General features: G+C 72.0%; 27 protein-coding genes and 1 pseudogene. 10 read left to right on the top strand and 18 right to left on the bottom strand.

What is annotated here, in order from left to right; all coding sequences use genetic code 11:
• Positions 1-123 precede the first annotated feature (123 nt).
• The gene (locus tag AC068B_RS01615; protein ID WP_356266386.1) at positions 124-606 is read left to right on the top strand and encodes a hypothetical protein; all 483 of its coding nucleotides are present in this window, start codon (positions 124-126) and stop codon (positions 604-606) included.
• A 79-nt stretch (positions 607-685) separates the two neighbouring features.
• Here AC068B_RS01615 and AC068B_RS01610 read toward each other — a convergent pair whose 3' ends face one another.
• Complete coding sequence (locus AC068B_RS01610) at positions 686-1,417, bottom strand: YqeB family protein (RefSeq protein WP_478668285.1); 732 nt, start codon at positions 1,415-1,417, stop codon at positions 686-688.
• Between the two features lie 209 nt (positions 1,418-1,626).
• Between AC068B_RS01610 and AC068B_RS01605 the strand changes: the two genes are divergently transcribed.
• Positions 1,627-2,556, top strand: a complete 930-nt coding sequence (locus AC068B_RS01605; protein ID WP_478668284.1) for an aminoglycoside phosphotransferase family protein — start codon at positions 1,627-1,629, stop codon at positions 2,554-2,556.
• 28 nt (positions 2,557-2,584) lie between these two features.
• Here the strand turns inward: AC068B_RS01605 and AC068B_RS01600 are convergent, their stop codons facing one another.
• Genes AC068B_RS01600 through AC068B_RS01590 form a run of 3 tightly spaced genes read right to left on the bottom strand, consistent with a single transcriptional unit; the run spans position 2,585 to position 4,392 of the window.
• Positions 2,585-3,406 (bottom strand): SAM-dependent methyltransferase, encoded by an 822-nt coding sequence (locus tag AC068B_RS01600; protein WP_478668282.1) that lies wholly within the window; start codon positions 3,404-3,406, stop codon positions 2,585-2,587.
• A complete protein-coding gene (locus AC068B_RS01595) occupies positions 3,360-3,806 on the bottom strand; it encodes a MazG-like family protein (protein ID WP_478668281.1) in 447 nt (148 codons plus the stop codon). Before AC068B_RS01595 ends, AC068B_RS01600 begins: the two co-directional genes overlap by 47 nt.
• Positions 3,807-3,828: 22 nt before the next feature.
• Positions 3,829-4,392 carry a DoxX family protein gene (locus tag AC068B_RS01590; RefSeq protein ID WP_478668279.1) on the bottom strand — a complete coding sequence of 188 codons (564 nt, stop codon included), beginning with the start codon at positions 4,390-4,392 and terminating at the stop codon, positions 3,829-3,831.
• 159 nt (positions 4,393-4,551) lie between these two features.
• On the opposite strand from AC068B_RS01590, the gene AC068B_RS01585 reads away from it, so the two are divergent.
• Entirely contained in the window at positions 4,552-4,875 is a 324-nt protein-coding gene (locus tag AC068B_RS01585; protein WP_478668277.1) for a nuclear transport factor 2 family protein, read from the top strand.
• Between the two features lie 160 nt (positions 4,876-5,035).
• On the opposite strand, the gene AC068B_RS01580 is transcribed toward AC068B_RS01585, so the two are convergent.
• A complete protein-coding gene (locus tag AC068B_RS01580; protein WP_478668275.1) occupies positions 5,036-5,515 on the bottom strand; it encodes a lamin tail domain-containing protein in 480 nt (159 codons plus the stop codon).
• A 116-nt stretch (positions 5,516-5,631) separates the two neighbouring features.
• Positions 5,632-6,453, bottom strand: a complete 822-nt coding sequence (locus tag AC068B_RS01575) for an SDR family oxidoreductase (protein WP_478668273.1) — start codon at positions 6,451-6,453, stop codon at positions 5,632-5,634.
• Positions 6,454-6,586: 133 nt separating this feature from the next.
• On the opposite strand from AC068B_RS01575, the gene AC068B_RS01570 reads away from it, so the two are divergent.
• The 3 genes from AC068B_RS01570 (at position 6,587) to AC068B_RS01560 (ending at position 10,735) form a co-directional block, all read left to right on the top strand.
• Positions 6,587-8,221 (top strand): alkaline phosphatase D family protein, encoded by a 1,635-nt coding sequence (locus AC068B_RS01570; RefSeq protein ID WP_478668271.1) that lies wholly within the window; start codon positions 6,587-6,589, stop codon positions 8,219-8,221.
• An 82-nt stretch (positions 8,222-8,303) separates the two neighbouring features.
• The gene (locus AC068B_RS01565; protein ID WP_478668269.1) at positions 8,304-9,605 is read left to right on the top strand and encodes a multidrug effflux MFS transporter; all 1,302 of its coding nucleotides are present in this window, start codon (positions 8,304-8,306) and stop codon (positions 9,603-9,605) included.
• The gene (locus tag AC068B_RS01560) at positions 9,536-10,735 is read left to right on the top strand and encodes a serine hydrolase domain-containing protein (protein WP_478668268.1); all 1,200 of its coding nucleotides are present in this window, start codon (positions 9,536-9,538) and stop codon (positions 10,733-10,735) included. The genes AC068B_RS01565 and AC068B_RS01560 overlap by 70 nt, the downstream gene beginning before the upstream one ends.
• 118 nt (positions 10,736-10,853) lie before the next feature.
• Here the strand turns inward: AC068B_RS01560 and AC068B_RS01555 are convergent.
• A pseudogene (locus AC068B_RS01555) lies at positions 10,854-11,393 on the bottom strand (N-acetyltransferase family protein); the annotation flags it as partial.
• Positions 11,394-11,424: 31 nt separating this feature from the next.
• Between AC068B_RS01555 and AC068B_RS01550 the strand changes: the two are divergent.
• Positions 11,425-12,441 carry a small ribosomal subunit Rsm22 family protein gene (locus tag AC068B_RS01550; RefSeq protein ID WP_478668267.1) on the top strand — a complete coding sequence of 339 codons (1,017 nt, stop codon included), beginning with the start codon at positions 11,425-11,427 and terminating at the stop codon, positions 12,439-12,441.
• A gap of 1 nt (position 12,442) precedes the next feature.
• Here AC068B_RS01550 and AC068B_RS01545 read toward each other — a convergent pair whose 3' ends face one another.
• On the bottom strand, positions 12,443-12,931 hold the full coding sequence (locus AC068B_RS01545) for a hypothetical protein (protein ID WP_478668265.1): 489 nt from the start codon (positions 12,929-12,931) through the stop codon (positions 12,443-12,445).
• Positions 12,932-13,129: 198 nt separating this feature from the next.
• Here AC068B_RS01545 and AC068B_RS01540 point away from each other — a divergent pair, with 198 nt between their 5' ends.
• Positions 13,130-15,136, top strand: coding sequence for a glycoside hydrolase (locus AC068B_RS01540; RefSeq protein WP_478668264.1), 2,007 nt, complete (start codon positions 13,130-13,132; stop codon positions 15,134-15,136).
• Here AC068B_RS01540 and ddaH read toward each other — a convergent pair.
• Complete coding sequence (ddaH, locus tag AC068B_RS01535; protein WP_478668262.1) at positions 15,133-15,966, bottom strand: dimethylargininase; 834 nt, start codon at positions 15,964-15,966, stop codon at positions 15,133-15,135. The genes AC068B_RS01540 and ddaH overlap by 4 nt on opposite strands.
• A 187-nt stretch (positions 15,967-16,153) precedes the next feature.
• Between ddaH and AC068B_RS01530 the strand changes: the two genes are divergently transcribed.
• Positions 16,154-16,798 carry a TetR/AcrR family transcriptional regulator gene (locus AC068B_RS01530; protein ID WP_478668260.1) on the top strand — a complete coding sequence of 215 codons (645 nt, stop codon included), beginning with the start codon at positions 16,154-16,156 and terminating at the stop codon, positions 16,796-16,798.
• Positions 16,799-16,804: 6 nt separating this feature from the next.
• Here the strand turns inward: AC068B_RS01530 and AC068B_RS01525 are convergent, their stop codons facing one another.
• Positions 16,805-17,668, bottom strand: a complete 864-nt coding sequence (locus AC068B_RS01525; RefSeq protein ID WP_478668258.1) for a glycerophosphodiester phosphodiesterase — start codon at positions 17,666-17,668, stop codon at positions 16,805-16,807.
• A 170-nt stretch (positions 17,669-17,838) separates the two neighbouring features.
• Between AC068B_RS01525 and AC068B_RS01520 the strand changes: the two genes are divergently transcribed.
• Entirely contained in the window at positions 17,839-18,576 is a 738-nt protein-coding gene (locus AC068B_RS01520) for a bifunctional DNA primase/polymerase (protein WP_468559789.1), read from the top strand.
• 14 nt (positions 18,577-18,590) lie between these two features.
• On the opposite strand, the gene AC068B_RS01515 is transcribed toward AC068B_RS01520, so the two are convergent.
• From AC068B_RS01515 to AC068B_RS01480, 8 genes are all read right to left on the bottom strand, one after another.
• Positions 18,591-19,577: an SCO2278 family lipoprotein gene (locus AC068B_RS01515; protein WP_356266424.1), complete on the bottom strand. Its 987-nt coding sequence runs from the start codon at positions 19,575-19,577 to the stop codon at positions 18,591-18,593.
• Between the two features lie 70 nt (positions 19,578-19,647).
• A complete protein-coding gene (locus AC068B_RS01510) occupies positions 19,648-19,986 on the bottom strand; it encodes a hypothetical protein (protein ID WP_478668256.1) in 339 nt (112 codons plus the stop codon).
• 75 nt (positions 19,987-20,061) lie between these two features.
• Positions 20,062-20,925, bottom strand: a complete 864-nt coding sequence (efeU, locus tag AC068B_RS01505) for an iron uptake transporter permease EfeU (protein WP_478668255.1) — start codon at positions 20,923-20,925, stop codon at positions 20,062-20,064.
• A 4-nt stretch (positions 20,926-20,929) separates the two neighbouring features.
• Positions 20,930-22,228 carry an iron uptake transporter deferrochelatase/peroxidase subunit gene (gene efeB, locus AC068B_RS01500; protein ID WP_478668253.1) on the bottom strand — a complete coding sequence of 433 codons (1,299 nt, stop codon included), beginning with the start codon at positions 22,226-22,228 and terminating at the stop codon, positions 20,930-20,932.
• Positions 22,229-22,243: 15 nt separating this feature from the next.
• Entirely contained in the window at positions 22,244-23,413 is a 1,170-nt protein-coding gene (gene efeO / locus AC068B_RS01495; protein ID WP_478669206.1) for an iron uptake system protein EfeO, read from the bottom strand.
• Positions 23,414-23,609: 196 nt separating this feature from the next.
• Positions 23,610-24,467, bottom strand: a complete 858-nt coding sequence (locus tag AC068B_RS01490) for a heme ABC transporter ATP-binding protein (protein WP_478668251.1) — start codon at positions 24,465-24,467, stop codon at positions 23,610-23,612.
• Positions 24,464-25,552, bottom strand: a complete 1,089-nt coding sequence (locus tag AC068B_RS01485; RefSeq protein WP_478668249.1) for a FecCD family ABC transporter permease — start codon at positions 25,550-25,552, stop codon at positions 24,464-24,466. Before AC068B_RS01485 ends, AC068B_RS01490 begins: the two co-directional genes overlap by 4 nt.
• A complete protein-coding gene (locus AC068B_RS01480) occupies positions 25,549-26,565 on the bottom strand; it encodes a heme/hemin ABC transporter substrate-binding protein (RefSeq protein WP_478668248.1) in 1,017 nt (338 codons plus the stop codon). Before AC068B_RS01480 ends, AC068B_RS01485 begins: the two co-directional genes overlap by 4 nt.
• Between the last annotated feature and the right edge of the window lie 26 nt (positions 26,566-26,591).

Raw genomic sequence — 26,591 nt, 5'->3', positions numbered from 1 at the left:
TGTCACTCCTGGCCCCCCGTGCCTCAATGGGCAGCGATCCGGGCTGCTGACTACCCGTCAGGAGTCCCGGCGCTGCGCAGGCGCATCCCCCCACGCTCCCCCACCCCATGAAGGCAGGCCCCCATGCGGAACGGCAGACTCGGCAGACTCGGCGGAGGAATCGGAACGGCACTCGGCGTCGGCGCGCTCGCCGTCGGCGCGCTGGCGATGGCGCCCGCGGCAGGCGCCGTGGAACCGCAGAGCGCCACGCTCTCGTTCGACTGCGGAACGTACGGCTCCGGGACGGCGACGCTCACCGCCGCCCAGGACGGCACCAGCGCGACCATAGAGGTCTCGACCTCGGCGATCACGGCCCCGATCGACATCGGCGCGGGCGCCGTCAACTCGACGCTCACCCTCACGAAGAACGGCTCGGGGACGACCGACTTCACCGGCAACTCCAACCCGGCCATCCCGGCGGGCGGCGCGGTCTCCACCGGACCGCTCACCGGGACCGTCGCCGCGGGCGACAGCCTGGAGGGCAAGTCCCTGAAGATCGTGGTCCTCGGCCTCACCGTGACCTGCAACGCGACGTCGGCGCAGTCACCGGGCCCGTTCGTGTTCTGACCCGCCCCGCACCTGTCCCACACGCGTCCCTGACGCGGGAAGGAAGGCGGCGCCCCGCCGGTGCGGGGCGCCGCCTTTCTCAGGCCCCGGCCAACGGCCGCCAGTACTGCTCCGTCCCCTCGTCGCGTACGACGTAACCGAGCCCCCGCACCGCCTCGACCAGGTCACCGGCGTCCCGCGGGGTCTTCCGTTCCTGCGCGGCCCTGCGTGCCGCGAGGAGCGCGTGGACCTCGGCGGGCAGGTCCGGGGTGCCGGGGATCCAGCGACGGAACAGCGAGGCGTGCGGGTCGGCGTCCCGGAACGGGTAACCGTGCGCGCGGAACGCCTCGGCCAGCGCCGCGGCGCGCGGTGCGTGCACGCCGCGCACGAGCTCGCCGGAGTCCGCGCCGAGCAGTACGAGCTGCCTGCCGTCGAGGAACACCGCCGAGACGTCGGCGCGTTCGAAGGTCCGCGACCGGCCGTCCTGCTCGACGTGCACCCGCTCGTCGGCCAGCTTCAGCCGCATGTCCTCCGAGACCGCCATCAGGACGAGGAGGACACCGGCCACCAGCCCGGCCGCCACGAAGAGCCCGATCTGCCAGGGCGCGTCGAGCCTGCCGAGGAACTCGACGCCGTCCCGCCACGGCAGCACCGGCGACCCGGACGCCCAGCGGGCGAGCCGCGGCACCGCGAGCCCGAGCAGCAGCCCGACGAGCGGCGTGCCGACGAGCAGCAGAAGCAGATCGCTCCGCGGGTGACCGAGCTCCGTGGTCCGGCCCCGCACCTTGCCGTGCTGCTCGTCCCGTACCTCGCTGCGTTCTTTGCCCGGCATCTCGTGGACTCCGTTCCGCCCCGTGACGGCGGCCGGCCCGGCCGCCGTCGATCGTCTTCACCTCAGACGCTAGGAGGGGGAGGGGCGCCGTACAGCCGCCGAAAGTCGATCGACGCCCTACTTCAGTAGGCATCGGCAGTCATTCGAGCGGGACACCGCCCCCGGAAACCCGGTGGCGGCCGTGTTCCGCTCGCCCTACCGTGCCGATCATGCTGCCCGAAGTGAACACGGACGAAGAGTGGGATCGCGTCGTCCCCGACGACGCGATCGTGCGGCCAGGCGCCGAGGACCTGTGCGCACGCCTCGGGTTCGCAGGAGCGCGTCTCACCCGCTACCCGGCAGGCTCCCAGCCGGTCTACGCGGTCGGTGACGCGCACGTGCTGAAGCTGTTCCCCGGCATGGACGCGCGGGACGCCGTCACGGAGGCCCGCGTCCTGAGCCATGTGGCGGGCCGCCTCCCCGTCCCCACGCCCCGCGTGCACGACTCGGGAACGTACGAGAACGGCTGGCGCTACGTCCTGATGTCCCGCCTGCCCGGCGAGGACCTCGCCGTCGCCTGGCCGCGCATCCCGCGCGCCGACCGCGAGCGCATCGTCACCGACGCCGCCGAGGCGCTCGCCGCACTCCACGCGCTCGACCACGCACCGCTCGCCGATGTCCTCGGACCCGGCGACTGGGGCGCGTTCCTCGCCGGGCAGCGGGCCGGAGCGGTCGAGCGACAGCGCGGGTGCGGGCTGCCGGAGAGCTGGCTGCGGCAGATTCCCGGATTCCTGGACTCGGTGCCGCTGCCCGACGCGCGGAGCGTACAACCGGCGCTGCTGCACACCGAGTTCATGCGCCAGCACCTGACCGTCGACCCGGACGACGGCTGGCGGCTCACCGGGCTCCTCGACTTCGAGCCCGCCATGATCGGCGATCCCGCGTACGACTTCGTGGGCGTCGGCCTCTTCGTCACGCGCGCCGAGCCGGGGCTGCTCACCCGCTTCACGAAGGCGTACGGCCGGGCGTTCGATCCGCGCCAACTCCTCGCGTACACACTGCTCCACGTGTACAGCAACCTGCCCTGGTACCTGCGGGAACTGCCCGCCCCGCCCGAGCAGACGCCGGACGCGCTGGCGGAGGCGTGGTTCGGGCAGTAGCGATTGGTCCGGCGCCGTGCCGTCGCGGTCAGCGGACCGGCACCAAGGTCAGATAGGCGATGCCGAGCACCCCGCGGTAGCCGCGCAGCCAGGACGAACGCTGGGCGTCGACGCGGGCGCGGGTCTCCGCGGCCTCGGGGTGGTCCGGGTGCGCGGCCAGCCACTCCTCGACGTCGGAGCGGTAGCCCGACTCGAACTCCTCCCACTCCTCCGGGCTCGCCGTCTCCACCCACAGCGGGCGGAACCCCGCATCGACCGCCGCGTCCACCAGGTCGCCCAGATACAGATGCTCCCCGGCGTCGGCGTCCGGCCACATACCGGCCAGTTCCGCCGCGGTGGGCTCGCGCTGCCAGAAGCCCTCGCCGAGCACGACGCGGCCGCCCGGACCGACCAGGCGGCGCAGCGCGTGCAGCGCCTCGACCATCGCCTGTGCGGGCGCGGCGGAGCTGAGGGCCTGGCTCGCGCCGAGGCACAGCACGACGTCGGCGGGGCCGCGGGAGGTGTCCGTCGCCGTCTCCTCGGCGAACAGGACACGCTCGGCGAGCCCGCGCTCCTTCGCGGCGGCGCGGCCGCGGTCCAGGTCCTCGCCCTTGAGGTCGACGCCGATGCCGGTGGCCTCTGGGGCGGCTTCGAGTACGCGGAGCATCAACTCGCCCCATCCGCAGCCCAGATCGAGCACGGTGCGCGGGCCGGACGCCACGAGGCGTTCGACGAGCCGCCCTGCGCGGGCTTCGGAGAGCGGGCCGTGGAAGGTGAGGCGGGTGAGCCGCGGGGGGTGCTCGGCGTCAGAAGTCCCGGTCGCCTCAGTGCTCTTGGCGTTCTTGGCGTTCTTGGTGTCCTCGGTGGTCATGGACGGGGACGCTAGCCTGCCGTCGGGCGGGCGGAACATTGGTTTTGGCGTCGCCGACCTCCGCGGAACGCTCGTCCACGCGGCGGAGATGGGCGGCCAGGACCGCCCCCGCGTCCGGGGTGAGCGTGCGCAGGGCGACCATCGCGGTGACGATGACGTCGCAGAGTTCGCCCTGCACGTCGTCCCAGCTGTGGGTGGTGCCCTTGCGCGGGTTCTGCCCGGTGGCGCCGATGACCGCCTGCGCGACCTCGCCGACCTCCTCCGACAGCTTCAGCATCCGCAGCAGCAGGGCCTCTTGGGGCGGCTGCCGGTTGTGGGAATCGAGCCATTCGTAGAGGCGGCCGACGGTCTCCCACGGGTCGTCGTGGTCCTCGGGTGCGCCCTGCTGATCGTCGTCCATGGCCCGCAGCCTGCCATGGTGATCACGCGTCGGGGGAGGCGCTCTCGTCGTCGTCCGCGCCCTCCGCCGCCGCGCGGACGTTCTTGTTGCGTGCGCCGAGCGTCGCGAGCACCCCGACCGCCGTGCCCGCGAGCGCGGCGGGCACCATCCAGCCGCGGTTGAGGGAGTGGCCGAGCGCGTGGTCGGCGGAGTAGCGGCCGGGTCCTGTGACGGCGAGGGCCGCGGAGACCATGCCGAGGAACGCCGGGTACTCATAGCCGCCGCCCTGGCTGAAGAAGCCGTTCGGCGCGTGCAGGGCGACGGCGCCCGCCATCGCGCCCGCCGCGGCCGAGCCCGCCGCGGGGGTGCCGAGGCCGAGGGCGAGGAGCGCGCCGCCGCCCGCCTCGCAGAGGCCCGCGACGACGGCGTTCAGCTTGCCCGGCGCGTAGCCGACGGACTCCATGAAGGCGCCGGTGCCCGCGACGCCGCCCCCGCCGAACCAGCCGAAGAGTTTCTGGGCGCCGTGTGCGGCGAGCACCCCTCCGGTGCCCGCGCGGAGCAGCAGCAGCCCGAGGTCACGGCGGTCCAGGCAGGTGCAGGTGGTCATGGGAACTCCCGGTTCGGCCCCTCGGCGGGGTGGCGGATGCGTCCGCCTCCACCGTCCACCGGACCCGGCCGGGCCACCCGGCCCACGGGGCCGTACGGGTGACGCCCGTCCGGCGGGGCAGGGGTGGCGCCGGGCGCGGACCGGTGTGACCGTGGGCCCATGAGCATCCAGGTGAACCGGCTCGCTGACCCGACAGTCAGCGCCTTCGTGGCCGCGGTGAACTCCCATGACAAGGCCGCCTTCGACGCCCTGCTCGCGCCCGGCGCGACCATGGCGGACGACGGCACCGACCGGGATGTCGCGGACTGGACGGACCGCGAGATCTTCTCGTCCAACGGCCACATGGACGTCGAGTCGGAGTCGGACGGCGGCCGCTCGCTGACCGTCTCGTACCGCAACGACACGTGGGGCGAGATGCGCACGAAGTGGCAGTTCACCGTCGACGGCGACCGGATCTCCCGCTTCGAGACGGGTCAGGCCTGACCGGACGGGCCAGGCCTGACCGCTCGGCAAGTCCTCACGGGGTGCCCTTCGCGGGGTGTCTTTCGCAGGGCGACCGTTCCGCGGCGCGGCTCGTTCCCGCGGCCCCAACCGCGGGACCCCGCCGCGGAGCGGTCGCCCTCCCCCTACCCCCTGATGTTGGTCAGTGGCAGCTGGTGGAGCCGGAACCGGTCCGCGCCCACGAGCAGGAGTCGAGCTGCGAGCCGCTCGGCTTGATGAGGCGCGCCTTGTCGCCGGTGTTGTTCCAGACGTAGTTGCTGCGGCCCCAGTAGCGCACGCCCGAGGCGTTGGAGCCCTTGCCGGTGCGGACCTTGACGGTCTTGCCGGCGCCGATCTTGTAGCTGCCGAAGGTGTACGTGTAGCCGGTGTTGTCCTTCAGCTTGTAGCCCTTGAGCTGGACCGCGGAGCGGCTGTTGTTGTGGATGTTCACCCACTCCGCGTTCAGCGAGGAGTTCGAGCGGGTGTCCCGGCCCGGGCTGTCGTACTGGATGGTGCCGAGGTGCAGCCCGCCCTGGTGGCGTGCCGTCGCCGCCGACGCGGGGGACGCGGGGATCGCGGCAAGCACGGACACCGACAGGGCGGTGGCGGCGAGGACGGCGGGGGCCGCGGTACGTATGCGCAAGGAGTGCTCCAAGTGTGAAGTTCTCGTGGAGAGAAGCTGAGCATAAGGGGAGCACTGACCTGGATTGATGCGGTACTTCCTATTCCACTTGTGGAGATCTCAAAGCCGCTTCCGCGTCATCCCCGCCCGACGTAGGGCATGGTGGTCGCGAGGACCGTCGCGAACTGGACATTTGCGTCAAGTGGCAGCTCCGCCATGTGCCGCACCGTGCGCGCCACGTCCGCCACGTCCATCACCGGCTCGGCCGCCAACTGGCCGTTGGCCTGGAGGATTCCGGACTGCATGCGCTCGGTCATGTCGGTCGCCGCGTTGCCGATGTCGATCTGCCCGACCGCGATCCGGTACGGCCTGCCGTCCAGCGAGAGCGACTTCGTCAGGCCCGTCAGGGCGTGCTTCGTCGCCGTGTACGCCACCGAGTTGGGGCGCGGGGCGTGCGCCGAGATGGACCCGTTGTTGATGATCCGCCCGCCCTGCGGGTCCTGCTCCTTCATCTGGCGGAAGGCCGCCTGCGCGCACAGGAACGCGCCGTTCAGGTTGGTGTCGACGACGTGGCGCCACGCGTCGTAGGGGAGCTCCTCGACCGGGACGCCGCCGGGGCCGAAGGTGCCCGCGTTGTTGAAGAGGAGGTCCAGGCGCCCGAAGCGCTCGCCCGCGCGGGAGAAGAGGGCGCTCACGTCCTCGGGGCGGGACACGTCCGTACGGACGCAGACGACGGCCTCGTCCCGCGCGCCCGACTCGGCCGCCGCGAGGGCTGCCGTCTCCTCCAGCGTCTCGGTACGGCGGCCCGCGAGCGCCACCGACCAGCCCGCCGCGAACAGTTCGAGGGCGACGGAGCGGCCGATTCCGGAGCCCGCTCCGGTCACCACGGCGATCTTGGGCGAGGCCCCTGAAGGGGCGGTGTCCGGCACGTTCGATGCGGCAGTTCGCTCAGCGTTCATGGCCCCGCAGCGTACGGGAGGGCAGTCCACGCGGACATCATCCGCCCGCCATACGGGTGTTGTGTACGCGACAGTCGCGCGTCGTCCCCCGCTACTTCCATGCCCATGACACCAATCGTCAGGGGAGGGCCACATGACACCCGCAGGCCAGCAGCACGCACCCGAGATCCGGGCCGCAGCCCGTCACTTGGGCCGCCGTCGTTTCCTCACCGTCACGGGCGCCGCCGCCGCGCTCGCCTTCGCGACCAACCTGCCCACCGCGGGCGTCGCGGGCGCCGCCGAGCTCGACGCCCGCCGCATCGCGGAAGACCCCTTCACCCTCGGCGTCGCGTCGGGAGACCCGCAGCCCACCTCGGTCCTGCTCTGGACCCGCCTCGCCCCCGCCCCCTACGAGCCCGGCGGCGGCCTCCCCCAGGAGCGCGTCACCGTCCAGTGGGAGATCGCCCACGACTCCCGCTTCCGGCGCGTCGCCAGAAGGGGCACGGTCACCGCGCACCCCGAGTTCAGCCACACCGTGCACGTCGAGGTGGACCACCTGCTCGCGGGCCGCACCTACTACTTCCGCTTCAGGACGGGACGCTGGGTGAGCGAGACGGGCCGCACCCGCACCGCGCCCCCCGTAGGCACTCGCCCCGGCGCCCTCACCCTCGCCGCCGTCTCCTGCCAGGCGTACCACGACGGCTACTTCACCGCGTACAAGCACCTGGCGCAGGACGACGTCGACGTCGTCTTCCACCTCGGCGACTACCTCTACGAGTACGCGGTCAACTCGGTCGGCGGCGCCCGCAACTACACCGACCGCACGCTGCCCGCGCACTTCAACAAGGAGACCCAGACCCTGGAGGACTACCGCCTGCGGTACGCCCTCTACAAGCACGACCCCGACCTGCGCGCCGCACACGCCGCGCACCCCTTCGTCGTCACCTGGGACGACCACGAGGCCGAGAACAACTACGCCGACGACATCTCCGAGAACGACGACCCGCCCGCCGAGTTCCTGCTCCGCCGGGCCGCCGCCTACCGCGCCTACTGGGAGAACCAGCCGCTGCGCCGCCCGCAGCTGCCGAGCGGCCCCGACGCACAGCTCTACCGTCGGCTGACCTGGGGGCGGCTCGCCCAGTTCGACATCCTCGACACCCGCCAGTACCGCTCCGACCAGGCCTACGGCGACACCGCCCACGTCCCGGGGGCCGAGTCGGACGACCCGGCGCGCACCATCACGGGGGCCAGCCAGGAGCGCTGGCTCATCGACGGCTGGCGCCGCTCGCGCGCCCTGTGGAACGTCGTCCCGCAGCAGGTCACCTTCTCCGAGCGCAGGCTCGACCTCAACGCGCAGGCGAAGCTCTCCATGGACGCCTGGGACGGCTACCGCGCCTCCCGCAAGCGGGTCCTGGCGGGCGCCAGGGCCACGGGCCTGGACAACCTCATGGTCCTCACCGGTGACGTGCACGTCGGCTACGCCTTCGACATCAAGGCCGACTTCGACGACCCGTCCTCGAAGACCGTCGGCACGGAGATCGTCGCCACGTCCATCGCGAGCGGCAAGGACGGCGCGGACAAGCCTGCCAACTGGGACACGTACATGAAGGCCAACCCGCACCTGAAGTTCTACAACGGCCGCCGCGGCTACGTGACGGTCGCCCTCGGCGAGGAGTCCGCGCGGGCCGACTTCAAGACGGTCCCGATGATCTCGAAGCCGGGCGCCCCCATCAGCACGGCGGCATCCTTCGTCACGGAGGCGGGAAACCCGGGCCTGCGCCCGGCGTAACGGAAACCGGTCCGTACCACCCGCCCGCAGCTGCGACGATAGACGACGGTAAAGGGGATACGCAGCGACTGGGAGGGGCACGATGCCTGAGCTCGGGCAGGCCACCGAAGACCATCCGATAACGAAGGCGGCGGAGCCGACGACCGGCCCCGCCGCCCTCCGTCGTACCGGAGCCCTGGTCACCCTCGTGCTCGGCGGCCTCACCGCCGTCCCCGCGCTCTCCATGGACATGTACCTCCCGGCCCTGCCGGAGGTCACCGACGCCCTGAGCTCCCCGGCGGCGACCGTCCAGCTGACCCTGACCGCCTGCCTCATGGGCATGGCACTCGGCCAGCTCGTCGTCGGCCCGATGAGCGACAAGTGGGGCCGCCGCCGCCCGCTCCTCATCGGCCTGCTCGTCTATGTGGTCGCCACCGCGACCTGCGCCTTCGCCCCCACCGCCGAGCTCCTCATCGGCTTCCGCCTCCTCCAGGGCCTGGCGGGCGCCGCGGGCATCGTCATCGCCCGCGCGATCGTCCGCGACCTGTACGACGGCGTGGCGATGGCCCGTTTCTTCTCCACCCTGATGCTGATCTCCGGCGTCGCCCCCGTCGCCGCGCCCCTCATCGGCGGCCAGGTGCTCCGCTTCACCGACTGGCGCGGCATCTTCGTCGTCCTCACGGTCGTCGGCACCGCCCTGACCCTGCTGGTCTGGCGCCGCCTCCCCGAGACCCTCGCCCCAGAGAAGCGGCACAGCGGCGGCACCATCGAGGCGCTGCGCACCATGAAGTCGCTCCTCGCCGACCGCGTCTTCGCCGGGTACATGATCGCGGGCGGCTTCGCGTTCGCCGCGCTCTTCGCGTACATCTCCGCCTCGCCCTTCGTGATCCAGGAGATCTACGGCGCGTCCCCGCAGACCTTCAGCCTCCTCTTCGGCGTCAACTCTGTCGGGCTGATCGCCGCGGGCCAGATCAACGGCAAGATCCTCGTCGGCAGGACCAGCCTGAACAAGGTCCTCGGCGTCGGCCTCGCCATGATCACCACCGCCGCGACGGCGCTGCTGCTCATGACGACCGGCGTCTTCGGCGACGTCGGCCTGTTCCCCGTCGCGGCCGGGCTCTTCGTCCTCATGTCGTCGATGGGCCTCACCCTGCCCAACACCCAGTCCCTGGCCCTGATCCGCACCCCGCACGCGGCAGGCTCCGCCTCCGCGCTGCTCGGCACCTCCTCCTTCCTCATCGGCGCCGTCGCCTCGCCGCTCGTCGGCATCGCGGGCGAGGACACGGCCGTCCCGATGGCCGTCGTCCAACTGGCCTGCGCCCTGGCAGCCATCGCATGCTTCGTAGGACTGTGCCGCCCCTGGCAGCACGGCGCTACGACGCCCGCGACGGAGGCGGACCACTGAGCACACCCAGACTCCTGCGCCCCGGCACCCCGGACCGCGCGGGCCTCGACCCCGACGAGATCGGTCACCTCGTCGCCGAGGTGGCCGACCTGACGCGCGGGCCGCGGCCGTGGTGCGCGGGCGCCGTCGTCCTCGTGGGCCGCGGCCCCGTGATCGCGGCCGAGGCGGCGGCGGGCTGGGCGGTGCGCTACGCCTCGTACGACCCGGCGACCGACACGGGCGTCGAGCTGCCCCGCGAATGGCGGGTGCCGATGCGCACCACCACCCCCTTCGACCTGGCCTCGCTCACCAAGCTCTTCACGACGGTGGCCGCCGTGCAGCAGCTGGAGCGCGGCACGCTCGGCATCGACGCGCTCGTCGGGGCGTACGTCCCCGAGTTCACGGCCGCCGCCCGGCACCGCATCACCGTCCGCCAGCTGCTCACCCACACCTCGGGGCTGCGGCCCGAGCTGCCGCTGTACGCCTGCCCGGACGCCGACGCACGCCTCGCGGCCCTGCGCGCCGAGGCCCCGGTCACCGAGCCGGGTGACTACGTCTACTCGGACCTGAACATGCTGCTGCTCCAGCAGATCCTGGAGCGCCTCACCGGCCGCCCCCTCGACGTCCTCGTCCGCGAGGGCATCACCCGGCCGCTCGGCATGACCGCCACCGGCTTCGGGCCGCACCCCGACGCCGCCGCGACGGAGGACCAGCGCAGGCCCTGGGCGAAGGCCGACCGGGGGATGCTGCGCGGCACCGTCCACGACGAGAACGCCTGGGCGCTCGGCGGCGTCGCCGGGCACGCCGGGCTCTTCTCCACCGCCCGGGACCTCGCGGTGCTCTGCCGCACGCTGCTGTGCGGCGGCTCTTACGGCAGGGCCCGCATCCTCGGCCCCGACTTCGTCGAGCTGATGCTGGCGGGGTCCGGGCTCGGCTTCGGCATCGACCAGCCGTGGTTCATGGGGGAGCTCGCGGGGCGCGGCGCGGCGGGGCACACGGGCTTCACCGGCACGTCCCTGGTCCTTGATCCGGCCACGGACACGTTCCTGGTGTTGCTGGCCAACACGGTGCATCCGCGGCGCCGGACCGCGGGCAGCGAGCCGCGTGCGGCGGCGGGCACGCGGCTCGCCCGCGCCGCGCGGGGGCGTTAGCGCGGCAGCGTCTGCCCCAGCGGGATTTCGGCGGCTGCGGGCTCGTTTCGGCTGGTCGCGCAGTTCCCCGCGCCCCTTCGGGAGCGCCCCTTCGGGCGCTGCCCTAGGGGCTGCGGCCCTATAGGTCGCGGTGGAAGCAGACCCTGTGCTGGCCCGGGCCGTCGTAGTCGGTGTGCACGGGCAGTCCGTCGACCTCGCGGTCGCCCGGTTCGAGGCCGAAGCCCATGGCCCGGTGGAAGGCGATGGAGCGGGTGTTGCGCGGCGAGGTGATCGACCGTACGTCCTTGCACCCGGCCGCCGCGGCCCGCCGGAAGAACTCCTCGTAGAGCGTGCGGCCCACGCCCTGCCCGCGCAGTGCCGGGGCGACCCCGACGAAGTGGATGTACGCGCCGCGGCCGTCGGCGGAGATCTCGGGGGAGGCCTCGGGCGAGTGCAGCCCGATGAGGAACGCCTCGATGTCCCCGTCCCGCTCCAGGATCAGGCTGGTCCCCGAGAAGAACTGCAGGAACAGCCGCGGCAGCAGCATCGACAGCTCGCGGGACTGCTCGGGGGAGTGCGTGTCGCCCCACCAGGTCTGCACCCGGTCGATGATCGCGGGGTGGTCGGACACCCGGGCCTGTCGTGTCGCTGTGGTCATTGCGCTCCCTCGGTCGGCTCTTGCGTCCCTCCTACCCCCGTAGAATCACGGGGTGAACGTCCCGATCCCCCCGGCCACGGCGGCTTCCCCGGCCGAGACCCTCCGCACCGCCCTCGCGGGCCTCCTGGACGGCCTCCCGCCCAAGCAGGCGACCCAGGCCGTCGACCGGCTGATCGCGAACTACCGGGGCCGCACCCCGACCGACGCCCCGATCCTGCGCGACCGCGCGGACGTCGTCGCGTACGCCGCGTACCGCATGCCCGCGACCTTCGAGGCGGTCCGCGGCGCGCTGGCCGCCCTCGCGGACGCGGCGCCCGATGGCTGGGCGCCCGGCAGCCACGTGGACGTGGGCGGCGGGACCGGCGCGGCGACCTGGGCGGTCGCGGCGACCTGGGCGGGGAAGCGGCCCGTGACGGTCCTCGACTGGGCCGAGCCCGCGCTGGCGCTGGGCCGGGAACTGGCGGGTGCGGCGCCGCAGTTGAGCGCCGCCCAGTGGCAGCGCTCTCGTATCGGAGCATCGCTCGCCATCGAGAGCACTGATCTCGTCACGGTGTCGTACGTCCTCGGGGAGCTGACCGAGGCCGACCGCCGGTCGGTCGTCGACGCCGCGGCCGACGCGGCGGAGCAGGCCGTCGTCATCATCGAGCCCGGCACCCCCGACGGCTACGCGCGCATCATGGAGGCCCGCGACCGGCTGATCGCGGCGGGCTACCGGATCGCCGCGCCCTGCCCGCACAGCTCGGCGTGCCCCATCGAGCCCGGCACGGACTGGTGCCACTTCTCCGCGCGGGTCAGCAGGTCGTCCCTGCACCGCCAGGTCAAGGGCGGCTCCCTGGCGTACGAGGACGAGAAGTTCAGCTACGTCGCCGCGGTCCGCTTCGACCCCGAGCCCGCGCCCTCGCGCGTGGTGCGCCGCCCGCAGATCCGCAAGGGGCAGGTGCTCCTCGACCTGTGCGGGGCCGAGGAGTCCCTGCGCAGGGAGACCGTGACCAAGCGCCACGGCCCCCTCTACCGCGCGGCGCGCGACGCGGACTGGGGCGACGCCTGGCCGCCCCAGTCCGCGGACTGAACTACCTGGGGCCCCAGGTCCCCTGGTTGACCGCGCAGTTCCAGCCGGAACCGCGCAGCGTGAACTTCACACCGAACGAACGGGTGTTGAGCAGGCGCGTCTGCACCTTGAAGCCGAGCTTCGCCTTGCCCTTGAAGGTCTTGTCGTAGACCGAGACGGTCTTCGTCGTGCGGCGGGTGATCTTGCCGCCCGTCGGCGTCGCCTTCTTGAAGCGGACGTTCTTGGTGTTGGTCACCGTGAAGGTGACCTTCTTGATGCTCTTCGTGGTCTTGCTCTTGATGCCGAAGTACAGGCCGCCGTTCGTCACGTTGCCGTTCGCGTCGTAAGAGAAACGCTTCGGGTAGACGATGTCGATCGGGCAGCCGCTGACGGCCCGCGGCGAGGCCTTCGTCGCGGTCGGGCCGGACGCCGCGGAGGCGGACCCGGCAAGGCCGAGCTGAGCGGCGGTGAGTGCCCCGGCGGTGGCCAGGACGGCGACGGACGTGCGCATGCGGTTCACTGCGCTGATACCTCTTCTTCCCCCTGGGCCCCTGTGGACCCAACTGTTTGGTTGTGGTGTTGCGTTCACACAGGACGGTCTGTGCACCTGTGTACCTGTGCGCACGTATTGTTAGCACGTTGTCGGCCAGGTGGCTGAACCGCCCCTCTTCTTAAAAGGTTCTTAGAGGCGGCGACTATCCAGATCCCCATGCCGAACAAGAGCAGTTCTCCCGGCCACGCCCGCAGGCGGTCGGAGACCCGATTCCTCGCCCTGTCCCTCGCCCTGGCGGTCACCGCCGTCGGAGCGACCACCTACGCCTTCACCGCCGGGGCCGAGCAGCCGCACGGCCGTGACGTCGAACTCGCCGTCGACGGCGGCACCGCGGTCGTCGACACCGCCACGCTCGCCGTCCGCGCCCGCACCGGCGCGGGCCACGACCTCACCCTCTCCGGCGCCGCGGCCACCGACCTCGGCAAGCCGGGCCCGGTGACCCGCACCGGCACGGCTCAGGCCCGCTGGAGCTACCCCGAGCGCGGCATCGACGTCACCGCGCGCACCGACCACGGCCGCCTCTCCCTCAGCATGAAGGCGCACCGCGACACCTCCCTCAGCTGGCCCGTCACCGGCACCGACGCCACCGCGAGCGCCCTCCAGCTCCCGCGGGGCGAAGGCCTGGACATCCCCGTCAAGGACGCGTTCTGGACCAAGGGCAAGGGCCAACTCGCGGGCAGCACGGTCGACATGAGCGAAGGCCTGACGCTGCCGCTGTGGGGCTACTCCCTCGGCAGGCGGATCGGCGTCAGTTACCTCACCCCCACCGACATCGGCACGAGCCTCGGCTTCACCGCGGCCGACGGGCGGCTGCGCACCACCGCAGAGCACGCCTTCGACCGCGGCGAGGGCACCAGGGACTACACCGTCACCTTCGCCCTGACCGACGGCAACGCGGTCGAGCCCGCCGCCGACTACCGCTCCTACCTCGCCGAGCGCGGCCGCCTCGGCAGCCTGAAGCGGAAGATCGCGCAGAACCCCGCCACGGAGAAGCTCCTCGGCGCCTTCCACGCCTACACCTGGGGCACGGCCCGCAAGGCGGCGGGCGTCGAACAGCTCCGCAAGCTCGGCGTCGACCGGATGTGGCTCGGCTACGACGCGGGCCCCGGCCCCATGGACAAGGCCGCGGTGAGCGCCGCCAAGAAGGCGGGCTACCTCGTCGGCCCCTACGACTCGTTCGCCAACGGCCAGGACCCGAAGAAGGCCGACAGCCCCACCTCCGCATGGCCGGGCACCGTCTACCCCGACTTCTGCGTGCGCGACGCGAAGGGCAAGCCCGAGACCGGCTTCGGCGGCCGCGGCTGCTACCTCAGCTCCCGCGCCTTCGAGCAGGCGGAGCCGCGCAAGCACTACCTCGCCGAGCGCACCCGCTCCATGGTCGCGAACGGCGCCGACAGCTACTTCCTCGACGTGGACGCCACCGGTGAACTCTTCCGCGACCACGGCAAGGGCCACCGCATGACCAAGGCGGGGGACCGCGCGAACCGGCTGGCGCGGATGAAGCGCATCGAGGAGCACGGGAAGGACGGCCTGGTCCTCGGCTCGGAGTCCGCGGGGGCCTGGGCGAACAAGGCGCTCTCCTTCGACCACGGCGCGGGCACCCCGGTCGCCGACGGCCTGTGGGCGCTCCAGAAGGACCGCGAGAAGTGGGGCGGCTACTACCCGGAGAACGCGCCCGCCATCTTCTTCAAGCCGGTCGACCTGCCCGCCGACCTCGCCAAGGCGATGTACGACCCCCGCTACCGCGTGCCGCTCTACGAGACCGCGCTGCACGGCTCGCTCGTCAACGCCGAGCGCTGGGAGCTCTCGTACGAGAAGCTGCCGCGCCAGAAGAAGGACCGCGCGCTGCTCGCGATGCTCTACAACACGCCCCTCAACTACGTCCTCGACGGCGCGTCGCTGAAGAAGCACGGGAAGGAACTGGCGGCGCTCCAGAAGTACTTCGCGCCGCTGCACAAGGCCGCGGGCACCGAGCCCCTCACCTCCTACCGGCGGCTTACCGCCGACAACGCCGTCCAGCGCACGGTGTTCGGCAGGGGCACGCTGACCGTCACGGCCAACTTCGGCACCAAGGCGTACGACGGGCTGCCCGGCGGCTGCGTCGACGCCCGCCTCAAGGGCGACGACGCACCGCGCAGGCTCTGCCCCGCGGAACTCGGCTAGCTCCGCAGCTCCTGCGTGCAGCACTTCACGCTGCCGCCGCCCTTGAGCAGTTCGCTCAGGTCCATCCCGACGGGTTCGAAGCCGCGTTCGCGCAGCGGCTGGAAGAGCCCCTGTGCGGCCTGTGGCAGCAGCACGTGGAGTCCGTCGGACACGGCGTTGAGCCCGAGCGCCACGGCGTCGGGCTCCTCGGCGATCACCGCGTCGGGGAAGAGCCGCCGCAGGACCGCGCGGCTGCCGGGCGAGAAGGCGGGCGGGTAGTACATGACCTCGTCCGCCGCGTCGTCCAGGACGGCGAGCGCGGTGTCCAGGTGGTAGTAGCGGGGGTCGATCAGGTCGAGCCCGATCACCGGGCGGCCGAAGCACTCCTGTGCCTCGCCGTGGGAGAGCGGGCTGGCGCGGAAGCCGCGTCCCGCCAGGACGTAGGAGGCGGTGACGGCGAAGTCGCCCTCGCCCTCGTTGATGTGGGTGGGTTCGTGGATCTCGGTGAAGCCGTGGGTGCGGAACCACTCCAGGTGGGCCTCGGCCTCCGGTTCGCGCTCCCGGTAGGCGAAGCGGGCGCCGAGCACCCGGCCCCCCACGACGGTCGCGCCGTTCGCCGCGAAGACCATGTCCGGCAGTCCGGGCCGGGGGGTGAGCTCCTCGACGGTGTGGCCGAGCGAGCGGTAGCGGTCGCGCAGGTCCTCCCACTGGGCGATGGCGAGGGGGACGTCGACCGGTTTGGCGGGGTCCATCCATGGGTTGATGGAGTAGGTGACCTTGAAGTGTGCCGGTGAGCACATCAGGTAGCGCCGGGGTGTGGCGCACCGAGGAGAGCGAGGATTACGGGACAAAGAAGGCTCCTCACGTACCGCAGGGTCATGTTCTGCCCATGGTGGGGCAGTTGATGCCCATAGTGCGGTGTGAGGAGCTTTCGCGCTGTGAACCGAACGGGTGGTTACAGAGATGGTCATCCGCTACGAGACGGTGCGTCTTGTCTAGACGGAACGTCTCGGTTCGGTCGCTGCTACATTCGACGGCATGGCCCAGAAGACCGTCCCTGACTCCACGCGCCGCAGCGAACGCTCGCGCCGCGCGATCTACGACGCAGCCCTCGCCCTCGTCAGCGAGCTCGGCTACGGAAAGCTCACGATCGAGGCCATCGCCGCCCGCGCGGGCGTCGGCAAGCAGACCATCTACCGATGGTGGTCGTCCAAGGGCGCCGTGCTGCTCGACGCCTTCCTCGACCTCGGTGAGCAGGCGTCCCGGGCCGCGAGCGAGAACGCGGGCCAGGAGGAGATCCAGACCGAGATCCCGAACTCGGGCGATCTGGAGGCCGACCTCAAGTACGTGATGCGGGCCACCGTCGACGAGTTCAACGACCCCAAGTACGACGCCCCCTACCGCGCGCTCGCCGCCGAGGGGCTGCTCGACCCCGAGCTGGGCGCCGAATTCGTCGAGAAGCTCCTGGAGCCGCAGCTCCAGCTCTTCGTGAAGCGGGTGGAGCAGGCCCGCGACGCGGGCCAGGTCGTGCCCGACGTCGACCCCCGCATCGCCCTCGAACTCTGGTCGAGCCCGCTCGCCCAGCGCTGGATGATGCGCTCGGGCCCGCTCACCCACGCCTACGCCGACACGCTCGTCGAGTACGCCCTGTACGGCATCGCCCCGCGCCCCCGGACGTCCTGACCGGCTTCACCGCCGGAGGGGCCCGCCCGCCTTCACCGTCCGGTACTTCTTGATCGGCGTGCGCGAGAGCAGGCCCGGGGCGTCCGTGATCACGCCGTTGCAGCCCAGCCACAGCACCCGGTCGCGCTGCTTCGAGGTGGTCACCGTGTGTGCCCACACCCGAGGGATGCCCGAGTTCACCGCGCGCAGCAGATCGCCGTCGCGTGCCTTGTAGTCCACGTCCAGGACGTCCACGAACGGCGCCCAGCCCGCCGGACGGTCCGTGAGCATCTGCGCCTTGGAGCGCCACAGCTGGGCCAGCAGCCCCATGTGGTGGGCGCGCCTGGCGACCCCCGGGTTGTTGGTGTTCACGAACACCGAGCGGGTCAGGCCGCGCGAGCGGATCAGCCCGGCGAGCGACTTGAGGCTCTTGGGGTCCTTGGCCTCCAGCATCAGCATGATCTTGCCGCCGAACCGGTCGAGGACCTCCGCGACCGTCGGCGGCCGCTCCGGGCGCCAGTGGTCGGGCAGCGTGGTCCCGGGGCGCAGCCGCACGCCCAGCCAGCCCCACCGGTCCATGTCGCGGACCGGGCCCGACGCGTACGTGGTGCGGTCCAGGGTGTCGTCGTGCATGACCACCAGCGTGCCGTCGCGCAGTATCCGCGTATCGAAGTCGATGACCTGGGCGGTGCCGCGCTCGAAGGCCGCCAGCAGGCCCGACATGCTGTTCTCCGGTACCTCCAGGGCTCCGCCGCGGTGCGCCGTGTAGACGACGCGGGGGAGCGCCTCCACGGTCAGGGGCCCGCCGCCCCACTCGATCGGGGCGAGGAAGCCGTTCGGTGCCGTGAGGGTCAGCGCCGTGAGGCCCGTCAGCACAGTCCTAATGACCATGGCGCCCACGGTAGGCAGGTAAATCCCCACATCGCATGGAATGACGCGCTATGTCACCCACCGGTCGGCATCACCCCCGACCACCCCGGATGTGGGCTCCGGCCCCCCGAGGCGCAGGATGGTGGGACCATGGGTCATGCTTTCGGCACAACGGCGAGGTGAGGGGCTAGATGGGCGCGGAGTTCGGCAGCCGGTCCGGCGGACAGGGCAGGATTTCCCAGTGGCTGCGTCGGCGCCCCAAGGACACATCGGCGGATGACCGGGCCCGCGAGGAGCTGCTCCTCGCCGCCGCGGCGGCCGGGCTGCCGCTCGCGCCCGCCGCGTATCCGTCGGGATACCGATGTTCGTGCGACCGCATCGGCTGTCCCACCCCGGCCCGGCACCCCGTCTCCTTCGCCTGGCAGACGCAGTCCACGACCGACCGCGGCCAGATCGAGCGGTGGGCCCGCCACCAGCCCCAGGCCAACTTCATCACCGCGACCGGCATGGTCCACGACGTCCTCGACGTGCCGCTCGACGCGGGCCTCGAAGCTCTTGAGCGGCTCCTCGCGGCCGGGATCGACGTCGGCCCCGTCGCCGAGTCGGACGGCAGCAACGGACACGGCAGGCTGCTCTTCTTCACCGCGACCCGCGGCACCCCCGAGGACGAGGACGAGTGGTGGCCCTGCGAGCTGGACTGCCACCCCGAGACGATGGACGAGCACCCGGGCCTGCGCTGGCACTGCCGCGGTTCCTACGTCCTGGTGCCGCCCGCCCGGCTCCCCGGTGACCTGGAGGTGCGCTGGCTGCGCGGCCCCGAGCACCCGCTGCCCGACCCGCTGACGCTCCTGGCGACGCTCACCGACGAGTGCGCCCGGGTCGCGGGCGAGCCCCAACAGGACATCGCCGCCTGGCCGATGCGGGGCTGAGCGGCCCCCGGCGGCTACTCGCCCTTCGCGCCCGTCAGGCCCTGGATGCGGCCCAGGAACGCCACCTTGCCGCCGTCCGCCTTCTTCGGGTCGACGACCACCTGGTTGGAGACCCTGTCCAGCATGAGGGACTGCCGCACCTCGCCCTTGAGCAGGGCTTTCGCGTCCGCGTCGACCTTGGGGCTCAGGCCCTTGAACGCGGTCTGCTTCTCGTAGTGGTGCGTGGAGAAGAACACCAGCGCGCCGCCGTCCGCGGTGCGCAGGCCAAGCGGTGCGAAGGCGCCGCCGTTCTGCGGCTCGTCGATGTACTGCACGGCGAGGCCCGCCCGCTGGCCGTTCCGGTCGCGGTAGGCCTTCCAGCGCGTCGTGTGGTCGCCCGGCTCGAATCCGTCACCGCCCGACTTCAGGTACGACGTGTACTCCTCGCCGAGGTCGGAGGGGCGCATCGCGAGGCTCTTCGTGCCCTGTGCCACCGGCACGGCCGAGCCGTCCGCGTCCTTCTTCAGCTCCGGCATCTTCTGCGGCGACACCAGGTTCAGATAGGTGGCCCGCCACAGCTGGTCGGGGCCGCTCTTGGTGAACACCCACAGCCAGCGCAGGTCCGAGCGGCGGTTGGCCTTCGTGTCGGCCATGAACCAGCGGGGCCAGCCGGCCTTCTTCGGGATCGAGTACGTCACGTCCGTGAGCTCGAGCGGCACGTGGCCCGTGTTGCCGTCGGGGTGCTGCACGCGCCGCGACTTCAGGCCGCCCTGGTTGATGGCACCCAGCGGGCCCGTGATGCGGGCGGCGTCCAGGGCGGGGTCGTAGGCCTTGTCCGCCGCGTTGTACGCCTTGAGGAAGTCCTCGAGCGCGCGCTTCGCCTCGGGCTTGGTGGCCGAGGGAACGATTTCCCGCTCGCCGTGCACGGTCACGCATCCGCTCGCCGTGAGCGCGAGTGCCGTCACCGCCGCCGACGCCATGACGGGCCTGCCGAGACGGCGGAACCTGCGAACGTTGCTCATCGGAATTCCTTCACCTACCCCTTCCCGGGCCCGAACCTTATCGGGCCCGGGAGGAGGCGTGTGGTGCGGGTCAGATCTCCTGGAGGAGCATCCCGTCGACCCAGCCGCGCTTGCTGGTGCCCGGCAGGTCGCCGTAGTACCACTGGGTGCCGCGCTTGACCGTGTAGCAGCGGACGTAGACCTGGTCGAACCATTCCAGGTGCTTGCGCTTGCTGTAGCCGTTGCCGGGGCCGGAGCGGGCGGTGGCGCCGACGTTGATGACCATCATCTTGTGGTTCTTGACGTTCTTGGTGCAGGCGCTGCCGCCGACCGCGGAAGCCGTGGGGGCGGTCATGAGCGAGGCGCCGAGTGCCACGGCGGTGGCCGCCGTCAGCGTGGCGATGCTCTTCCCGAAACGGGAGTTACGCATGGGGGGATCCTCATATGTCGAACAACTGGTGAACGGCGATCATAGGCACGGGAGTTCGGGCCGTGACCTGTGGGGTCAGCCCTGTTCCGGAACTGTTGCCTTCGCCGGTGCAGGGGCCTTGTCGCGGGGCGCCCGCCGCCCCGGCGCGAAGAAGAACGCCAGTGTCGGGACCAGATACAGCAGCCACACCACGACCTGCAGCACCGTCGGGTCGGGCTGGAAGTTGAAGACGCCCTTCAGGAGCGTGCCGTACCAGCTGTCCGGCGGGATCGTCGCGCTGATGTCGAACGCCTTGTCCCGCAGACCGCCGACGAACTGCGCCTCCTGAAGGTCGTGCACGCCGTACGCGAGGACGCCCGCGGCCACCACGACCAGCATCGCGCCGGTCCAGGTGAAGAACTTCGCGAGGTTGATGCGGACCGTGCCCTTGTAGAACAGCCAGCCCAGCGCGACCGCGGTGAGCAGCCCGAGGATCACGCCGATCAGCGGCGCGTGCGAGCCGTCGCTGGACGCCCGTACCGACGCCCACACGAACAGCGCCGTCTCCAGGCCCTCCCGGCCCACCGCGAGGAACGCGGTCGCCACCAGCGCGGCCGTGCCCATCTGCAGGGCCGCGTCCAGCTTGCCGTGCAGCTCGGCCTTCAAGTGCCGTGCCGTGCGCCGCATCCAGAAGACCATCCACGTCACCAGGCCCACCGCGACGATCGACAGGGAGCCGCCGAGCGCCTCCTGCGCCTCGAACGTCAGCTCGGAGGAGCCGAAGGTGAGCGCGCAGCCGAAGCCGAGCGCCAGCGCCACCGCGACGCCGATCCCGGCCCAGATGGGGGCCAGCGCGTCGCGCCGCCCGGTCTTCACCAGGTACGCGATGAGGATGCAGACGACCAGGCTGGCCTCAAGCCCTTCGCGCAGCCCGATCAGATAGTTGCCGAAGCTGAACATCTGTTCACGCCTCCCCGGTGAACAGGCCCTTGCCCCACCAGTCGTCCTTGCCGCGGACGCCCGGCGGGACCGCGAAGACCGCGGAGCCCACGTGCTGGATGTACTCGTTGAGCGCGTCGGAACGCGACAGGCTGCGCTGCACCGGGATGAAGCCCTTGCGGACGTCCCGCTGGTACGCGAGGAAGAACAGGCCCGCGTCCAGGCGGCCGAGACCGTCGGTGCCGTCCGTGAAGGAGTAGCCGCGGCGCAGGATCGTGGCCCCGTCGTTGGTGTCCGGGTGGGCGAGCCGGACGTGCGCGTCCGGCTTCATCGCCTTCAGGAACGGCTCGTCGCGCTCCTTGGCCTTGCCGACCGGGGCGCCCCGGCCCTTGTCGCGGCCGAAGACGTCCTCCTGCTCCTGCAGCGAGGTCCGGTCCCACGTCTCGATGTTCATCCGGATCCGGCGGGCCACCAGATAGGAGCCGCCCGCCATCCAGCCGGGCCCGTCCTTCTCGCCGACCCACACGTGCTTGGCGAGCGCGTCGGCGTCGGTGCCGGAGACGTTCCTCGTGCCGTCCTTGAAGCCCATCATGTTGCGCGGCGTCTGGGCCTCGGGCGTCGTCGACGACGTCTTGCCGAAGCCCAGCTGGGACCAGCGCACGGCGACCTTGCCGAAGCCGATGCGGGCGAGGTTGCGGATGGCGTGCACCGCGACCTGCGGGTCGTCCGCGCAGGCCTGCACGCACAGGTCACCGCCGCTGCGGGACTTGTCGAGGTTGTCGCCGGGGAACTTGGGGAGGTCGACCAGGGCCTCGGGCCGCTTGTCGTCCAGCCCGAACTTCCCGAACAGGGAGGGCCCGAAGCCGATCGTGAGCGTCAGCCGGGACGGCCTGAGGCCGAGCGCCTCGCCGGTGTCGTCCGGCGGCGCCTCGGCGAGCCCGCCGTACGCGCCCTCGCCGACCGCGTGCCCCGCGGTCATCCGCGCCGCGGCCTCGGTCCAGTCCTTGAGGAGCTGCACGAACTCCTCGCGGTCGGCCGTCTTCACGTCGAACGCCGCGAAGTGCAGCCGGTCCTGGACGGCGGTCGCGATACCGGCCTGGTGCGCGCCGTGGAAGGCGACAGCCGCCCCCGACTCGGCGGCGGGCGCCACCTCGTCGCCGGAGCGGGTCATCGCCACGGCGCCGCCGGCCGCGACCGCGCCGAGCGCGAGCCCGGCACCGCCCCAGCCGAGCACGGAACGCCGCGACGCCGTACGGGAGGTGCCCTCGTCGAGGGTCGCCTCGGGCGCGGTGTCCGCGTCGCCCGTGGTGGTGGTCTCAGCCATCGTTCCCCCTTGCCGCTACTTCTTGGACCCGGCGACGGCCGCGGCGAGCTTCGACAGCGGCTCGGCCAGTGCGTTGACGCCGTCGTGCAGCTCCTTGCGGTCCGCCTTGCCGACCTTTTCGTACGACGTGAACGCGTACGAGTCGGCGCCGCCCTCGCGGTGCTTCTCCAGGAGCTTGTTCAGGGCCGCGAACTGCTTGTCGAGCTCCTTGGCGAGCTTCGGGTCCTTCTCCGCGGCGACGGGCTTGAGCAGCTCGTACGACTTCTCGGCGCCCTCGACGTTGGCCTTGAAGTCGACCAGGTCGGTGTGCGAGTAGCGCTCCTCCTCGCCGGTGACCTTGCCGGTGGCGACCTCGTCCAGGAGCTCCTTGGCGCCGTTGGCCATCGAGGTCGGCGTGATCACGGCCTTGCCGACGCGCTTCTGCCAGTCCAGGAGGTCCTTGTCGAGCTGCGTGGCGAGCGTCTTCTCACGCGCGCCGATCTTCTTGTCCTTCCACAGCGCGCGCTCCAGACGGTGCCAGCCCGTCCAGTCCTTCGCCAGGTCCTGGCCCTCTTCGAGGCCGTCCTCGCGGACGTCGACCTTCGGGTCGATGTCGCCGAAGGACTCCGCGACCGGCTCGGTGCGCTCCCAGCCGACGCGGGAGGTGGCGTACGCCTTCTTCGCCGCGTCCAGGTCGCCCTTGCGCACGGCGTCGGTGAAGGTCTTCGTCTTCGGCAGCGTCTCGTCGGCCTGCGCCTGCGCGTAGGCGCGGTAGTCGGCGACGGCCTTGTCCAGGCGCGGGTCGCGCTTCGCGGTCTTGCCGCCGCCCGTGACGGTGACCTTCTGCCGGATGCCGTCGCCCTTCATGCCGGGCTTGCAGGCGATCTCGTACGAACCGGCCTTCACCTCGGCGGTGAGCTTCTGCTTGGTGCCGGGGCCGATGTTCTCGCGCTCGCTGACGATGCGGTCGTCGGGGAAGAGGATGTAGACCTCGGTGACCTTGGAGCCCTTGTTCTCGATGGCCAGCTCGACGTGTCCGGCGGTGAGCTCCTTCTTGGAGACCTCGCACTTCTTGTCGGTGGCGGTCACGCTGACGTTGTTCGCCCCGCCGTTCTTGGCGTCGCTCTTCTCCGTGCAGCCGGTGACGGCGGTCAGGGCGGCCACGGCGGCGACGGCGGTGACGACGGGGACACGGGCGGGTCGCACGGGTCGCATAGAGGGCTCCAAGGCGGTTCACGGGCAGGTGCCGTCCCCACCGCAGGCCGGTGAGGCGGACCTAACTTAACTGAGCCTTACCTCGGTGATACCCGCTCGTTCCGTGATTCACCTCTCACGCTTCACCCGCCCTCACAAACCGATCACAGTGGCCTGATGGATGGCCCATGACCAGGCAAAGCAGGGGTCAAGCGGGGCTGTCCGCGCCCCGCAGCGGAGCGACCACGGGGGCGCCGGTGCGCGGGTGCGGGAAGACCTCGACCGGCTGCCGGTACACCTCCGAGAGCAGCTTCTCCTCGAACACGTCGGCGGGCGCACCCTCCGCGGCGACGCTCCCGCCGCGCAGCACCGCGACCCGGTCCGCGTACGCCGCCGCGAGGCCCAGGTCGTGCAGCACCACCACGACCGCGTCGCCCGCGGCCGCCCGGTCCCGGCAGATTCGCAGGACCAGCTCCTGGTGGCGCAGGTCGAGCGCGGCGGTCGGCTCGTCGAGCAGCAGCAGCGGGGCGCGCTGGGCGAGGACGCGGGCGAGCGCGACCCTGGCCCGCTCGCCGCCGCTGAGCGCGACGAAGGGCCGTGCGGCGAACCCGGCCACCTCGGTGGCGGCCATGGACTCGCGCACGATCCGGTCGTCGTCGTCCGCCGGGCGGGTCCCCGCCCAGGGCGCACGGCCCATGCGCACGACGTCCTCGACGGGGAAGGGGAAGGAGAGCGCGGCGGACTGCGGCAGCACGGCGCGGCGCAGCGCCAGGTCACCGGGCGGCCAGTCGGCGGCGGGCCTGCCGCAGATGCGTACGGTCCCTTCGGCGGCCGACAGGTCGGCGGCCAGCGCCGCCAACAGGGTGGACTTCCCCGCCCCGTTGGGGCCGACCAGGGCCAGCACCTCGCCCGCGCGGGCGGCCAGCGAGACCCCGCCGAGCACCTCGCGCCCGCCGAGCCGCACCCGCAGCCCCACGGCCTCGGCGAGCACGTCGCCCGGGGCGGTCGGCGCGGGCAGCGCCCGGTCGCGGCCCGCGAAGAGCCTCCTGCCCAACTGCCCGATCATGCCCAACCACCCTGCTTGCGACGGGTCCTGCGCAGCAGCCAGAAGAAGAACGGGCTGCCGAAGAGCGCGGTCAGCACACCGAGCGGCAGCTCGGCGGGCGCGGCCACCGTGCGCGCGGCCAGATCGGCCGCGACGAGGACCAGCGCTCCGCCGAGCGCGCTCCCGGGCACGAGGAAGCGGTGCCCGGGGCCTGCGGCCATCCTCAGCAGATGGGGGACGAGGAGGCCTACGAAGGTGATGATCCCGGCAACGGCCACGGCGGCCGCGGTCAGCAGGGCCACCACGAGGACGAGCACGAGCCGCAGCCGCTCCACGTCCACGCCCAGGTGCCGGGCGGGCCGTTCGCCGAGTGCGAGCAGGTCCAGCTTCCGTGCGTACAAGGGGGCGACGGCGAGTCCGATGAGCGCGCACGGCAGCACCGCGAGCACCTTGGGCCAGGTCGCCTGGGCGAGGGAGCCGAGCTGCCAGAACGTGATCTGGCTGATCTGCGCGTTGTCCGCGAAGAAGATGCACAGGCCGATGAGCGCGCCCGCGAAGGCGTTCACGGCGATGCCGGTGAGGATCAGCGTGACGACTTCGGTGCGGCCGCCCTCGCGCGCCATGGCGTACACGAGCAGCACGGTCGCGAGCCCGGCGACGAACGCGCAGACGGTGACGGTCCAGTTGCCGAGGAAGCCGAGGCCGAGCGCGATGGAGGCGACCGCGCCGACCGCCGCGCCCGAGGAGATCCCGATGACGCCGGGTTCGGCGAGCGGGTTGCCGAACACGCCCTGCATCAGCGCGCCCGCGCAGCCGAGCGAGGCGCCGACGAGCAGGGCGAGGACGACGCGCGGCAGCCGCACGTTCCACAGCACGCTCTCGCTGACCCGGTCGAGCGCGGCCCCGCCGAGCCCCATGCGGTGCTGCACGGAGGAGACGACGTCGCCGAGCGGGATGTCGTACGCGCCGACACCGGCGGAGAGCAGACAGAGCAGGACGAGGGCGGCGGCGAGGCCCACGGTCAGGGGGAGGGCGGCGCCGCGGCGGGGGGACGCGTCGGGCGGCGCGGGGGCCTCGGCGTCCGCGGCTTTAGTCAGGACGCTCACTCGGCGTCCCCGTAGAGCTGCTGCACCAGGGACTTCAGGACCTGGTCGGTGCGCGGCCCGTAGTTGAGGAGCACTCCGTCGTCGATGGAGACGATGCGCCGGTCCAGGCCCGCGGGGGTCTCGGCGACGCCGGGGACCTTGAGGAGCCCGTCCACGCCGTCCACCGATTCGAGCCCCTTGCGCATCACCAGGATGGCGTCCGGCGCGGCCTTCGCGAGCGCCTCGCTGGTGATCGCCGTGAAGTCCTTCTTCAGCCCGGACTCCTTGCCCGCGTCGACCGCGCCCGCCGCCTCCAGGAGCGAACTCGCCCCGGACTCGCGGCCGCCGAGCAGATAGACGGACGCCGAGCCGCGCAGATAGAGAAAGGCGACCCGCGGCTTCTTCTTCCGGGTTCCCGCGGGGATGTCGTCACGGACCGCCGTGATCCGCCGCTCCGTACGCTTCGTCAGCTCGGCGCCCGACTTCTCGACGCCGAGGGTCTTCGCCACGGCCTCGATGCGCGGGCTCACGTCGTCGAGGCCCTTCGCGGGGTCGAACACGACGAGGGGAATGCCCGCGTCGCGGATCTGGTCGATGGCCTCGGCGGGTCCTGTGGTGGTGTCCGCGAGGACGACGGTCGGTTCGAGCGAGAGGACGCTCTCCGCCGAGACGTCGTGCGCACGCGTCACCACCGGCAGCTTCTCGGCCTGCTCGAAGGTGGCGGTGATGTCGCGGGCGACGACGTTCTTGCCGAGCCCCAGGGTGAAGACGATCTCGCTCAGGCTGCCGGTGAGCGGCACGATGCGGCTGGTGTCCTTCACCGTGACCCGGTGCCCGTCGGCGGAGGTGACGGTGGCGGGGAGTCCGGGCTTCGGGCGGGTCCCGAGCGGTTCGACCCGGTCGGGCGCCGCGGCCGCCGCTTTCGCACCCGCCTCGGGGTGCTGCCCGCCACCGTCGTCCGCCGTCCCGCACCCGGTGAGGCCGAGGGCGAGCACGGCGGCCCATGCGCCTGCGATGCGGAGTGAGCGCGGCATACGCACCGAAGTCCACCGTCCTGTCG

This window comes from Streptomyces sp. NPDC042371 (genome assembly GCF_056437465.1).
This window is presented reverse-complemented; position numbering and strand designations above follow the sequence as displayed.